This is a genomic window from Streptomyces sp. NPDC089919 (assembly GCF_040684615.1).
In the GTDB taxonomy this organism is placed as follows: Bacteria; Actinomycetota; Actinomycetes; order Streptomycetales; family Streptomycetaceae; genus Streptomyces.
On record NZ_JBFBGK010000015.1, the window covers coordinates 49,816 to 61,848 of the forward strand.

Here is a 12,033-nt window from a genome sequence, read left to right on the forward strand (position 1 = left end):
GGCAGCGCGTCGCGGGGGAATTCGGCGGGGGCGTCGACAGCCTGGCCACGGTGGACGGGGCGGTGTTTCCTTGCAGCAGAGGCCGGGCACGACGGCGCCGGCGCGGCAGACGCCAAGCTGACGGGGGACTTCCATGACCGCCGCTCACGACATCCCCGATGTCCCCGACATCCTGTCCCGGGAGTTCGCGGACGACCCGTACCCCACCTACCGGGCCCTGCGCGAGAGTGCCCCGCTCCTGTGGCACGAGCCGACGCAGAGCTACCTCGTCTCGCGTTACGAGGACGTCGCCCGCGCCTTCAAGGACAAGGAATCGCTCTTCACCACCGACAACTACGCCTGGCAGGCCGAGCCCGTCCACGGCAAGACCCTGCTCCAGATGAGCGGCCGCGAGCACGCCACGCGGCGCGCGTTGGTGGCGCCGGCATTCCGCGGCAACGAGCTGCGGGAGAAGGTCGTTCCGCTCATCGAGCGCAACGCCCGCGAGCTGATCGACGGGTTCCGCGCGCGGGGCTCGGTGGACCTGGTCAGCGGCTTCGCCGCACACTTCCCGATCACCGTCATCGCCGACATGTTCGGGCTGGACCGTGCCGGGCAGAAGCAACTCTGCCTCTGGTACCGGGCCTTCGTGGCGTTCACGGCCAACCTGGCCGGCGACCCCGAGTGCGCGGCGGCCGGGGTCCGGGCCCAGGCCGAGTTCGCCGCGTACATGCTGCCGGTCATCAGGGGCCGGCGCGAACACCTCGGTGACGACCTGCTCTCCGCGCTGTGCACCGCCGAGGTCGACGGGGTGCGGATGAGCGACGAGGACATCAAGGCCTTCTGCAGCCTGCTGCTGACGGCGGGGGCCGAGACCACCGACAAGGCCATCGCCGGGCTGTTCTCCAACCTCCTGGCCGATCCGCGGCAGCTCGAGGCGGTCCGTACCGACCGCACCCTGATCGACCGGGCCTTCGCGGAGACACTGCGCCACAGCCCGCCCGTCCACATGATCATGCGCCAGGCGGCCGTCGACGTCCGCCTGAGCGGTGGCACCGTCCCGGCCGGCGCCACCGTCACCTGTCTGATCGGAGCGGCCAACCGCGACCCCGGGCGCTACAAGGACCCCGACCGCTTCGACGTCTTCCGTGAGGACCTGACGGCGAACACGGCCTTCTCCGCCGCCGCGGATCACCTGGCGTTCGCGCTCGGCAGGCACTTCTGCGTCGGCGCGCTGCTGGCCAGGGCCGAGGTCGAGATCGCTACCAACCAGCTGCTCGACGCCATGCCGCACCTCCGGCCGGCCCCCGGCTACGACCCGGCCCAACAGGGCGTGTTCACCCGTGGACCGAAGTCCCTCCTCGTGGACTTCACCCCGACCCCGGCCTGAACCGGGCTCCGGCCGGGCCGTCCGCTCCGCGTGGGTCGGCCACCGTCGGCGCGGGCCCCGAAGAATCCGGCATTCGGTACAGGGCGGCCGACTTCACCCACGAGCCCTGGGGGGTCGTTCCCGCTGGTGAGGGGGCTGTTAACGTCTGCGGAGACCAGGGGCGGGGTGGGGATCCGCCGACCCGCGGCGCCGTCGCGCGTCCGCCACCGAATACGGCGCCCCGGTCGGTTCGGATCCACTGGGGGTAGCACGTGTCCGGTTCGCAGATCACCCGAGGAGTCCTGGTGGGCTCCCTGGCCCTCGGCCTGGCGGCCACCGCCGGGCAGCCGGCCGTCCCGGCGCAGGCGGCGTCGCAGCCCGCCGTCGCCCGACCGTCCTCGTCCACCGCTTCGCCACTGGTCCGGATCGCACCCCGGGGCGAGCTCCTGGGCGTCGGGTCCCACGGCTTCTCCTGGGCCGACCGGCAGGCCGAGCGGATCCGGTGGACCGCCTACGACGGCCGCCGGACCGTGGACCTCGGGTCTACGCGCCAGGAGCGGGGTCACCTCTACGAGTGGGACGCGGACTCGTCCGACCTCGTCGCCCGGGTCGAGTACGACGACAACTGGGGGCTGCGGCAGGTCACGCTGTTCGACCCCGTCACCGGCACGTCCCAGGCCGTCGACCTCGCCGGGACCGAGTACGTGGGCACCTACGGCGGTGACGTCCTGGTGAAGCGGCCCGCGGCAGGCTCCGGGGCCGAGTTCCGCCTCGTCGGGATGCACGACGGGGTGCGCACCGAGCGCAGGGTCACCGGCCTGTCCCCGGCGAAGACCTGGGTCGTCACCGGCTCTTCGCCGGGCCTGCTGACGATGGAGGAGAACCTGGGCCAGGCCTATGAGGGCGGCACGGCCGTGGTCGTGGACCTGGCCAAGGCCGCCGTCGTGACCCGCCAGACGGTCCCGAAGATCCGCTACAACAATCGCGCCGCCGCCGTATCGGCCACGCACACCGCGCGGCTCACCTCCCCGAGCAGTGCCACATCCGCCACGCTGACCGTGCTGGACCGGGCCACCGGGACCTCCCACAAGCTCACCATCCGCACCCAGCCCCAGCCCGTCATGGCACTGCTCGGCAGCACCTTCGCGGTCTACGGCACTGCGGGCGAAGCCCACTCCTACACCGGTGCGCGGGCCGCCGCCCTCAAGGCCGTACCGCTCTCCGGCGGCACCCCGCGCACCCTCCTCGACCACGCCGGCCAGGTGCTCCGCACCCCGGACGGCTCCCTCGTCGCGCGGGGCGGCACCCTGGCCCAGGGGCAGGGACTGTTCCGGATCTCGCTCGTCTCCGGGCGGCCCGTGGTGAAGAAGATCGCCACCACGGGCGAGCCGACCCGGGTGGTGGTCCTGGCCACGGAGGCACCCGCGGTGGCCGATCCGGACAAGGGGCCGTGGCGCATCCGCTGGAACCTCAGCCGCCGCAACGTCCGGCCGTACCTGACCATCACCCACAAGGAGACGGGCAAGTCGGTATCCCGCTACGTCGCCCCGCCGCGCGATGACGCCGGCTGGATCGAGTACCCCTGGGACGGCGGGCTGGACGGCGGTGGCGCCGCCCCCGACGGCGCGTACTCCTGGAAGGTCACCTTCGAGCCGATCAACGGGATCGGGCCCACCGCGAAGGCCGGCGGCGACCTCACCGTGAAACGGGCCGCACGCCCCTCCGGCCACGACTTCAGCGCCAACGGCACCGCGGACGTGCTGGAGCGCGGCACGGACGGCGTCCTGTGGCGCTACGACACGTACGCCTTCCGCTCCCGGGGCACCACCGCAGTCTCCGGCGAAGGCCTGGAGCGCGTCGGGGGCGGCTGGAACGCCTACGACGAACTCGTCGCCGCCGGGAACCTCGGCGGCCCCGCGGTGGGCGACCTGCTCGCCCGGGACCGCACGGGCACGCTCTGGCTGTACGCGGGCAAGGGCGCCACCGGCACCTTCGCGGCCCGCACCAAGGTCGGCGGCGGCTGGAACGCCTACACCGCGCTGACCGGCGGCTCCGATGTCACCGGGGACGGCCGCGCCGACCTGCTGGCCCGGGACCGCTCCGGCGTCCTGTGGATGTACCGGGGCACGGGCAGCCTCGCCAAGCCGTACGCCCCCCGGGTGCGCGCGGGCAGCGGCTGGAACGGCTACGACCGGATCACCGCGGTCGGCAACATCGCCGGCGGGCCGGCCGGCGACCTCGTCGCCCGCGACGCCTCCGGCACCCTGTGGCTCCACGCCGGCAAGGGCGACGGGACCTTCGGCGCCCGCACCCGTATCGGCGGCGGCTGGAAGGCGTACCAGGCGCTCGTCGCCGCCGGCGACTACAACAAGGACGGCTGGTCGGACACGCTGGCCTTCGGTGGCGGCCGGGCCTACGTCTACTGGGGCACCGGCAACCGGCAGGCCCCCTTCTCCCCGCGCGCCCTGGCCCCGAACGTCGGCTTCGACACGGACGCCAAGCTCGCCTGACGCTGCAAGCCCGGCGAGGGGCACAACGCTTGGTGGGGCGGCGGGGCGTCCCGTCACCTCCCGCGGTGTGCAGCGGGCTTGGACAGGTCCGGGTCGTGCACTTCCGCGAGGGCCACGCGGCCGGACCTCAGGGAGGTCGAGCCGTGTGCGGGAGTGCCGAGGGCCCGGCCGAGCGTGTGCAGGTCCTCGTCCGACAGCACCCGCAGGCCGTGCGCCGCGAGGAGTTCGGTCATCTGCCGGGGCCGCCACAGCGAGCGCCAGGGCTCGCCCGCCAAGGCGGAATGCCGCATCAGCCGCGCCAGCAGCCGGCCGGCTGCCGCCCGGGCCGACGGGGTCTGGTAGTTGAGGACGAGCACGCTGCCGGGGACCGACCGGGCGGCGAGTGCCGCCACCGTGGCCCGCACCTCCTCGCGGGTGAGATAGGGGACGACGCCCTCCCACAGCCACGTGGTGGGCGCGGACGGGTCGTGCCCGGCGGCGTCCAGTGCCGCGCCGAGGTCGTCGACGGCGAAGTCGACCGGTGTGAACCGCACCGAGCGGGCGGTGGCCGGGGGCGCGGCGGCGAGGCGGGTGCGCTTGTCCTCCTGGGACGCCGGATGGTCGACCTCCCACACGTCCGTGCCGGCGAGCCCGGGCAGCCGCCAGGCACGGGTGTCGAGGCCGGCGCCGAGGATCACCAGTTGGCCGGTGACCCGGGCGCTCAGGGCGTCGTCGATGGCGACCGTGCGCGGCACGACCACCTCGGCGCAGGCCCGGACGCTCTCGTACCCGATGCGCGCCGACCAGCCGGTCGGCGGCGTACCGGCCCGCACCTCGCGCACGGGCGTCAGCTCCGCCTCGCTGAGCAGCCGGACGGCCACCGGATCCGAGAACCGGCCGCCGCCCCGTCCGTCCGCCGCCGCCCTTCCCTGGCAGACCAGCACCGCAGTCCGGCTCGCCGCACGCCCGCTCTCGCTCATGCGGCCCATTCAACACCCCGACCGGCGGGGCGGCGTCGTGCGGTGGCAGCGGTCAGGCCACGAAACGGTGGCGTGCCTCCTCGATGTGGGTGAGGTGGCGCTGGGTCCATTCGCACATGACGTCCACGGCCGAGCGGAGAGCCCGGCCGGGCTCCGTGAGGGAGTATTCGACCTTCGGCGGCACGGTCGGGTACACGGTGCGCACGATGAGCCCGTTGCGCTCGAGCATCCGGAGGTTCTGGGTGAGCATCTTGTGGCTGATGCCCTCGACCCGGTTGCGCAGTTCCGTGAAGCGCAGGGTCTGTTCGCCCACGGCCTCGATGATCAGGAGTGCCCACTTGTTGGCGACGTCCGAGAAGATCTCGCGTGCCAGGGAGTCGGCGCGCCTGAGGTCCGCATCCTCGGGACTGCCGCTGAGCTGCTTGGTCACCCTGAGGTTCCCTTCTCACCAAAAAGTGCGTTCTTCCAGGTCGACGCTCACTCTCCTACGGTTACCGAGTAACCACAAGTGAGCGCAGCGTCCGTCGTGAGACCCGGCGGCGCGGCCCCCGGCCTCATGACAGGAGCAGGCATGACCATCGCACTGGCGGACCCCGCAGGACTGGTGAAGGTAGACCTCTACCGGCAGACGGCGGTCGCGACGGGGACGCGGCTGGTCTTCGTCGCAGGACAGGTCGCGTGGGACGTCGAGGGCGCGGTGGTCGGCGCCGGGGATCTGGTGGCCCAGGTCGAGCAGTGCTACCTCAACCTCGCCACCGCCCTCGCCGAGGTCGGTGCCTCGTTCGATCACGTCGCGAAGCTGACGGTCTACGCGGTCGACTGGACCCCGGACAAGATGCCCCTCTTCGCCGAAGGCGTGGCCCGGGCAGCCTCGAGGCTCGGGCCGCTCCCCGCCCCGCCCCTCACCGGGATCGGGGTCGCGGCGCTGGCCGACCCCGCCCTGCTCGTCGAAGTCGAGGCCGTGGCGGTCATCGACTGACCGGAGCCGGCCCGGAGCCCGGCCCCTGCCGGCCTGGCCGGGGCGGGGCCGCGACGACCGAGCGGGCGTACTCGCTGGGCGTCTGGCCGTACTGCTTCTTGAAGGCCCGGGTGAAGTGGCTGCTGTCCGCGAACTGCCAGTGGGCGGCGAGTTCCGAGATGCTCAGGCGGCCCGAGGGCGAGCCGAGGGCCACCCTGGCCTCGTGCAGTCGCCGGTGGCGGATGTAGCTGCTCAGGTGCTCACCCGTCGCGGCGAACGCCCGGTGCAGGGTGCGCACGGAGACGCTGAGTTCACGTGCGAGCATCTGCGGGGAGAGCCCGGGATCGGTGAGGCGGCGGTCCGCGAGGTCCTTGGCCGCCCGGGCCAGGGCGGGGGCCAGCCGGGGTTCCACGTCGTCGAAGCGGCCCTTGGCCACTGCCTTGGCCAGCTCGACCAGGGTGTTCTGGGCGGCTGCCACTCCGGCCGGGCCGAGGTCGCCGACGGTCAGGTGGATCAGGTCCGTGAACCCCGTGAGCAGCCGCATTTCGGCCGAGTCTGCGGACCCGGCCACGGCCCTCCTCCCGAGCAGGGGTCTGAGCTCGGCGGAGGGCAGGACGAGGAACTTCGCCGTGAGGTCGGCGCTCGTCTCGAAGGCCGTCAGGCTCCCGAGGTGCCGGACGAGGAACTGCCCGGCCGATACGGTCTGGTCGCCGTGGCCGGGCGCGCCGCCCAGGGTCCAGGTGCCGCGCCGCACCACGTACATGGCGACCATGTCCTGGTCGCCGCCGGGGACGTCTGCGGTGCGGGTGGCCGAGGCCGCATGGAGATCGGCGACCGCCGCACCGTGCACCTTGGTCACGTTGCCCTTGACCCGGAAGTCGCCGCTGGTGTCCGGGCTGAATGCGGGGAGTTGGAAGACGTCGTCGCCGATCTGCGTCTCCCAGCCGCGCCGGAAGGCCGCGAGTCCCTGGTGTGCCGCGCCCGGGGCGGTCGAGTCCACCGTCAACACGCCGCGGGCGCTGTCGGCCGCCGCCCCGGTCCCGTGCATCCTGATCCGCTCCCTCGTATCCATCGCTCCAACGGCCGGTGGTGCTCTGGAGAACGCCGTCGAAGCCCCTGCGGCACTGGGAGGATCTTCCTACAAGTGGCCCGCATGCTGGCAATCATGGAGTGGGGTCGGAACTTTCGTACCGGTGGAAGAAGTTGAGCACCCGTGTATGTGCCGGGGTGACCGGGCCTGTCCGGGTCCGGCCACCGACGGCACAGGTCGGCCGCTACCGTGCGGTCCGACGCGTCAGCGGGCGATCGAGATCGCGAACGGGGCGAACCCGGTGGCACGGATGACGTGCGGGACGAACAGGATCGCGGCCTCCGTGGCGCGGGCGGTCCGGATCCCGCCCAGGTCCGTGATCCACTCCTCGCGCCAGCCGAGGTCGGTGAGCAGTTCGCGGACGGTCTGCTTGGCCAGGGGGTCCTCTCCCGAGAGGAACACCGTCGGTGGCTGGCTGAGCGCGGCCGGCGAGGTCATCACGGGGAAGAGCATGGTGTTGAGGGTCTTGACGACCTGGGTGTCGGGGAGGGCTTCCTGAAGGAGCTCGGCCAGGCTGCTGCCCGGGTGGATCAGGTCGGCGGGCAGCCCGTCCGGCCCGTCGGTGGTGGCGTTGGAGACGTCGATGAGGATCTTCCCCCGCAGGTCGTCGCCCAGGGCGGTGAGCCGCTCCAGTGAGCCGGCGCCGGGGGTGGCGTTGATGACGACCCGGGCGCTGCGGGCGGCGGCCGCCGCGGCGCCCGGAGCCCTGTCCGCCACCGATACTTCGTGGCCCGCCCGGTCGAGGGCCGTGGCCAGGTTGCCGCCGACGCGGCCGTTTCCGAGTACTGCGATCTTGGTCATGAGGATCTGGTCTTCCGTACGTGCACGTGAGGGGTGCGGTCAGCGTGAGAGGGTGGCGACGGCTTCGGTGTGGATGCCCGGCGCGGCGGCCAGGAAGGTGTCGCTGTGCGGGGTCCAGGGGCGTCCCTGGGCGTCGGAGATCCGGCCGCCGGCCTCGGTGACCAGCAGCGCTCCGGGCAGCAGGTCGGCGCGGGCACCGGCGAACTGCCAGAAGGCGCCGATGCGGCCCGCGGCGACGTTGGCCAGGTGGAGGGTCGCGGGCACGGCGGTGCGGACGACGAGCGCGTCGAGGAGCATCGCGGTGATCGAGGAACCGATGCGCCGCACGACGTCTTCGTCCTCGTCCGGTCGGGCCTGGCTGGTGGCGACGATGCTCAGCCCGAGGTCCCCCGTCTCGGAGACGCGCAGCGGCCGGCCGTCGAGGTGGGCGCCCGCGCCGGCCAGGGCGGTGTACGTCTCGCCGGTCAACGGCAGGTGCACGACGGTCAGTACGGGCCTGTTCTCCCGCACGAGGGTGGCCGTGACCGCCCAGTCGGGCAGCGCATGGAGGTGGTTGACGTTGCCTTCGGCCGGATCCACGACCCACCATTCGCCGGGCGGCAGCGCCCCGCCGGCCAACTCGTCCGCCACCCAGCCGGCGTGCGGGCGCAGGTGTGCCAGCCGGGGGCGCAGGATCTCGAGGACCGCGTCGTCGTTGGCGGCCAGGGCCCGCATCAGGTGGTCGCGGGTCGGGTGGTGGTGCACCGCCCCGAACCGCTCGCGCAGCGCCGACCCGGCCGTTCGCACGGCGGTCACGGTCTGGTCGAGCAGGTCGGAGTCGGAGAAGGCCTCGGTGCTCTTCGGAGGTACGGACATGGTGCTCCCGTGTGCGGTGTCGTGATCGGTCTGTCCGAACCTAAGTAACCGGGCACACCGCGCACTTGGACGCCGGCGACATCCGTCCGGGACCGCAGCGCCACACGATCCCGCCGGCTCGGGTGTGGTCCCCCCGGTGCGAGTGCTGCCCGGCCCGGCGTCCCGGGAAGGGATCTCCGGACTCCCGCCCCGTGTCCCACGGAGGCACCCCTGCGGCGGTGTGCGGCGCGACTCGGGGCGGGAAGTCCGTGTCGGGAGCGGGGGCGTCGCTCCTGGGACGTCTCAGAGACGGGTGGGACGGCGGGACGCCGCTTGAGCGGGCCTAGAGTTCGGGCTGTCCGGCAGCGGCTCGCCGCGGTCTCCGGACGTTCCCTCCCTTGCGCACCGGGCAGCCGGCGGCTTCGTGCCGCGGTGTGTCCCCGTGCGGTCACGAGCTCAGGAGTCCGTATGAACACCTCTCCGACCAAGCGCCGCAGCCGCGTCCGCACCGCCCTCATGGCGGGCCTGGTGGCGGCGAGCGCCCTGGGCACGGCGGGTTCCGCGCTGGCCGAGGGCAACCCGCTCGAAGACCGGCCGTACTACCAGCGCACCGCGTACAACGAGCAGTTCAGCACCTGGGAGCAGTGCTCGCCGCAGTCCGAGGAGTTCCGCTTCCGCTTCTACTACCGGCAGAACTACGGCGGCGCGTGGATCAACATCGGCAAGAGCATCTGGGACCTGAAGTCGGTCTCGGACGGCTCCACTTCCAACCCGCTCTACTTCTGCGGCGGACCCAACGACGGCATGGGCCAGATCGTCGCGAACAACGCGGCCTCCGCCTACAACTGGTTCGAGGGCTACTGCGGAGTCGTCTACTACTACAAGGGCTACGGGGCCGGCGCCACCGACACCCAGTTCGACTACTTCAACCCGCGCTCCGGGCGCAACCTGGGACCCACCGCGAACAACAACCGGTCGATCCAGTTCATCGGCTGCTGAGCCACCGGCCCCGGTCCTCCCCTACCGCCGCACCACGAAGGAATTCGCCATGCTCCACAGCCGACGCCGTACCACCACCGTGCCGGCGGTGTTCCTGGCCGCCGCCGTGACGCTCGCCGCGGCGGGCTGCTCGGCGGGGCGGGACGGGGAGGCCCTGGCCGCCGGGCCCGCGCACCGAGCCGCCGCGGAGCGCCAGCCCAGCGACCCTTCCGGCTGGACGCTGCCCCTGATGGCCTACCGGCCCACGCAGAAGCAGCACGACCTCATGGTCACGGCCGAACAGGCCCTGGTCCGCAGCTGTATGAAGGACTTCGGCCTGCCGTGGGCGCCGCCCGCCGAGCTGCCGCCGCTCGGCCCGCGCAACGAGATGGACTGGCGCTACGGGATCCACGACGCGGCGGCCGCCGCCGCCCGCGGGTTCCAGCCGGACCCGGCCCAGAAGGCCCGCTACGAGGAGACGCTGCGGACCGCCCAGAACGCACCGCGCCGCTCTCCGGACGTCGAGGTCGTCCTCGGCGGCAGCGGCCTGCCCCCGGAGATGCTGGCCGCCGCAGGCCCCGAGGTGCGCGCCGGCACCTTCCACGGCCGGAAGATCCCCAAGGACGGCTGCTTCGGCCAGGCGCGCCGACGCCTGGGCACGGAGACCTACGGCGCCACCGCCCTGGCGTCCAAGCTGTTCAGCCGCTCCTTCCCCGAATCCCTCAAAGACCCCGCCGTCACCGCGGTGTTCGCCCGCTGGTCAGCCTGCATGAAGGACAAAGGGTTCACGTACAAGGACCCGATCGCGCTCTTCGACGACGCGCGCTTCGGCCGCCAGCCGCACCCCGTCACGCCCTTGGAGACGTCCACCGCCGTCGCCGACACCGCCTGCCGCGGCGCCCTGCGGGTAGCCGAGGTCTGGCACGCCGCCGAAACCCGCCTGCAGCAGGGATACATCCGGGCGCACCGGGCGGGGCTGGAGGCGGACCGCCGCTCCATCGACGCCTCGGTGCGCAACGCCGAAGCAGCCCTCGCGGCCGGGTAGCTCCGCCACTTCCTCACTGGCGCGGGCAGCCTCACTGGCTGGGGAAGTCGACGACCGACAGGACGAGCGGCAGTTCGTCCGTGCGGGACTGCGGTTCGGGCAGTCGGCCCTGGAGGAAGGTACCGCTCAGGTAGTCGTCGGTGGCCAGCCAGGTCGGGTAGGGGATCTGCCCCTGGTAGGTGAAGCGGTCGATGACGTAGGGGACCGCGTCGGCCCCCAGCAGTGAGGGGGCGTTCATCAACTGGAAGTGCAGGTGCGGGGCGTTGGAGTTGCCGGTGTTGCCCAGGTCGGCGATCTTCTGCCCCTTCGTGACCTTGTCTCCCGGCTTGACCAGCAGGCTTCCCTTGATCAGGTGCGCGTACATGGCCCAGACGCCGCCACCGAGGTCCTGGACGATGTGGTTGCCGTCCACGTTCTGGACGGTGAGCTTGGGTCCGAGGACCGGGTCGTTGGCGGGCAGGATGCCGGGGGTGCCGGCCTCGACGGTGTCGAGCGTCGAGCTCACGGTGCCGTCGGCCACGGCGTACACCGCCTCGCCGTAGTCGGCGTAGCTCTCGTTCTTCGTCTTGTCGCCGCTGTAGAACGTGCCCTTGTCGGTGAGCTTCATCCAGTCGATGGCGAAGCGCTGGGAGTTGCCCAGTTTGCCGTTCAGCGAGTTGAGCGAGGGGCGGTGCGGGGCGCCGGTGCCGCAGCAGCCGTTCGCGGCGACCCAGTCGTCGCCCTTGAGCGGGGAGGCGATGACCCTCGGCTTGCCGGCGGAGATGTCGAACGGCGCGGCGAGGTAGTCGACCGGGCTGGGCGTGGTGGCCGGGGGCGCGGCCTGTCCGGTGAGGAAGAGCCGGTGCATGACCTCGGCGGGTGCCCGGTCCAGCGAGTCGAACGTCAGGTCCACCAGCAGGGCCCTGGACTGCCCGGGAGCCATCACGGTGTCGGTGGCGTTCGCGGAGGGCAGGTTCCGGAGCAGGTTGCAGGATCCGTACTGGCATTCGGGGTCGACCAGTTGGGGGCTGGAGAGGGTCGCCACCACGGTGTCGGGCCGCTCGGCGTCGACCACCTCCACCTTGCTGAGCGTGGCCGGCAGCCGCGAGGCGTTGGTCAGTTGCAGGTCGTAGGAGACGTGGTACTTCTGGTCGCTGCCCAGCCAGGGGAACGTCGGATCGCTGATCGGGGTCACGACCACGGGGCTGAAGCTGTCCGGCACGGCCACCGTCGTCGCGGCCTGCGCGCCGCCGGGAGTGGTCCCTCCCCCGGGACCGGAGGACGCTCCTGCCGCGGACGTGTACCCCGCGAGCAGCAGCACGGCGGCCAGCGCCGCGGAGAGCGCCATGGGGCGCGTCCGCCGGCGCCGCGTCCGGGTTCGTGGTGTGGAGCGCGCTGGTCGCGACACCGATCCCCTGGTCGTCCCGTTCGGGTCCGGGCGGGAGCCTCGATCGTTCATCGCTCCACCTCGCATGGCCAGGTGTCCCCGTACACGGGCGCGGGTCGCGGAGCGTCGGCCCGGCTGCGGCCG

The 12,033-nt window shown here is 72.6% G+C and carries 11 protein-coding genes; 5 read left to right on the top strand and 6 right to left on the bottom strand.

Annotated elements, in window-relative coordinates; genetic code table 11:
- Positions 1-133 precede the first annotated feature (133 nt).
- Together AB0O40_RS09320 and AB0O40_RS09325 are read left to right on the top strand one after the other, a co-directional pair.
- Positions 134-1,369 (top strand): cytochrome P450, encoded by a 1,236-nt coding sequence (locus AB0O40_RS09320; RefSeq protein WP_365037350.1) that lies wholly within the window; start codon positions 134-136, stop codon positions 1,367-1,369.
- Between the two features lie 251 nt (positions 1,370-1,620).
- Positions 1,621-3,858, top strand: coding sequence for a hypothetical protein (locus AB0O40_RS09325; protein ID WP_365037352.1), 2,238 nt, complete (start codon positions 1,621-1,623; stop codon positions 3,856-3,858).
- Between the two features lie 53 nt (positions 3,859-3,911).
- Here AB0O40_RS09325 and AB0O40_RS09330 read toward each other — a convergent pair whose 3' ends face one another.
- On the bottom strand, positions 3,912-4,817 hold the full coding sequence (locus AB0O40_RS09330; RefSeq protein WP_365037354.1) for a class I SAM-dependent methyltransferase: 906 nt from the start codon (positions 4,815-4,817) through the stop codon (positions 3,912-3,914).
- Between the two features lie 52 nt (positions 4,818-4,869).
- Positions 4,870-5,247: a helix-turn-helix domain-containing protein gene (locus AB0O40_RS09335; protein ID WP_365037356.1), complete on the bottom strand. Its 378-nt coding sequence runs from the start codon at positions 5,245-5,247 to the stop codon at positions 4,870-4,872.
- Positions 5,248-5,388: 141 nt separating this feature from the next.
- Here AB0O40_RS09335 and AB0O40_RS09340 point away from each other — a divergent pair, with 141 nt between their 5' ends.
- Positions 5,389-5,796: a Rid family hydrolase gene (locus AB0O40_RS09340; protein ID WP_365037358.1), complete on the top strand. Its 408-nt coding sequence runs from the start codon at positions 5,389-5,391 to the stop codon at positions 5,794-5,796.
- Here AB0O40_RS09340 and AB0O40_RS09345 read toward each other — a convergent pair.
- The 3 genes from AB0O40_RS09345 to AB0O40_RS09355 all read right to left on the bottom strand — a co-directional run bounded on the left by AB0O40_RS09345 (position 5,786) and on the right by AB0O40_RS09355 (position 8,521).
- Positions 5,786-6,823, bottom strand: a complete 1,038-nt coding sequence (locus tag AB0O40_RS09345; RefSeq protein WP_365037360.1) for a helix-turn-helix domain-containing protein — start codon at positions 6,821-6,823, stop codon at positions 5,786-5,788. The genes AB0O40_RS09340 and AB0O40_RS09345 overlap by 11 nt on opposite strands.
- Before the next feature lie 246 nt (positions 6,824-7,069).
- A complete protein-coding gene (locus AB0O40_RS09350) occupies positions 7,070-7,666 on the bottom strand; it encodes an NAD(P)-binding domain-containing protein (protein ID WP_365037362.1) in 597 nt (198 codons plus the stop codon).
- Positions 7,667-7,705: 39 nt separating this feature from the next.
- Entirely contained in the window at positions 7,706-8,521 is an 816-nt protein-coding gene (locus tag AB0O40_RS09355) for a 3'(2'),5'-bisphosphate nucleotidase CysQ (RefSeq protein WP_365037364.1), read from the bottom strand.
- A 447-nt stretch (positions 8,522-8,968) separates the two neighbouring features.
- On the opposite strand from AB0O40_RS09355, the gene AB0O40_RS09360 reads away from it, so the two are divergent.
- Both AB0O40_RS09360 and AB0O40_RS09365 read left to right on the top strand, forming a co-directional pair.
- Positions 8,969-9,499 (top strand): hypothetical protein, encoded by a 531-nt coding sequence (locus tag AB0O40_RS09360; RefSeq protein ID WP_365037365.1) that lies wholly within the window; start codon positions 8,969-8,971, stop codon positions 9,497-9,499.
- 49 nt (positions 9,500-9,548) lie between these two features.
- A complete protein-coding gene (locus tag AB0O40_RS09365) occupies positions 9,549-10,523 on the top strand; it encodes a hypothetical protein (protein WP_365037367.1) in 975 nt (324 codons plus the stop codon).
- A 31-nt stretch (positions 10,524-10,554) separates the two neighbouring features.
- On the opposite strand, the gene AB0O40_RS09370 is transcribed toward AB0O40_RS09365, so the two are convergent.
- Entirely contained in the window at positions 10,555-11,850 is a 1,296-nt protein-coding gene (locus AB0O40_RS09370; RefSeq protein WP_365037369.1) for a M23 family metallopeptidase, read from the bottom strand.
- Between the last annotated feature and the right edge of the window lie 183 nt (positions 11,851-12,033).

What these genes read in the sequence shown, in the direction of transcription:
- AB0O40_RS09370 (WP_365037369.1), bottom strand. Translation starts at nt 11,850, where the DNA reads ATGGCGCTCTCCGCGGCGCTGGCCGCCGTGCTGCTGCTCGCGGGGTAC.
- AB0O40_RS09355 (WP_365037364.1), bottom strand. Translation starts at nt 8,521, where the DNA reads ATGTCCGTACCTCCGAAGAGCACCGAGGCCTTCTCCGACTCCGACCTG.
- AB0O40_RS09365 (WP_365037367.1), top strand. Translation starts at nt 9,549, where the DNA reads ATGCTCCACAGCCGACGCCGTACCACCACCGTGCCGGCGGTGTTCCTG.
- AB0O40_RS09345 (WP_365037360.1), bottom strand. Translation starts at nt 6,823, where the DNA reads ATGCACGGGACCGGGGCGGCGGCCGACAGCGCCCGCGGCGTGTTGACG.
- AB0O40_RS09330 (WP_365037354.1), bottom strand. Translation starts at nt 4,817, where the DNA reads ATGAGCGAGAGCGGGCGTGCGGCGAGCCGGACTGCGGTGCTGGTCTGC.
- AB0O40_RS09360 (WP_365037365.1), top strand. Translation starts at nt 8,969, where the DNA reads ATGAACACCTCTCCGACCAAGCGCCGCAGCCGCGTCCGCACCGCCCTC.
- AB0O40_RS09340 (WP_365037358.1), top strand. Translation starts at nt 5,389, where the DNA reads ATGACCATCGCACTGGCGGACCCCGCAGGACTGGTGAAGGTAGACCTC.
- AB0O40_RS09320 (WP_365037350.1), top strand. Translation starts at nt 134, where the DNA reads ATGACCGCCGCTCACGACATCCCCGATGTCCCCGACATCCTGTCCCGG.
- AB0O40_RS09350 (WP_365037362.1), bottom strand. Translation starts at nt 7,666, where the DNA reads ATGACCAAGATCGCAGTACTCGGAAACGGCCGCGTCGGCGGCAACCTG.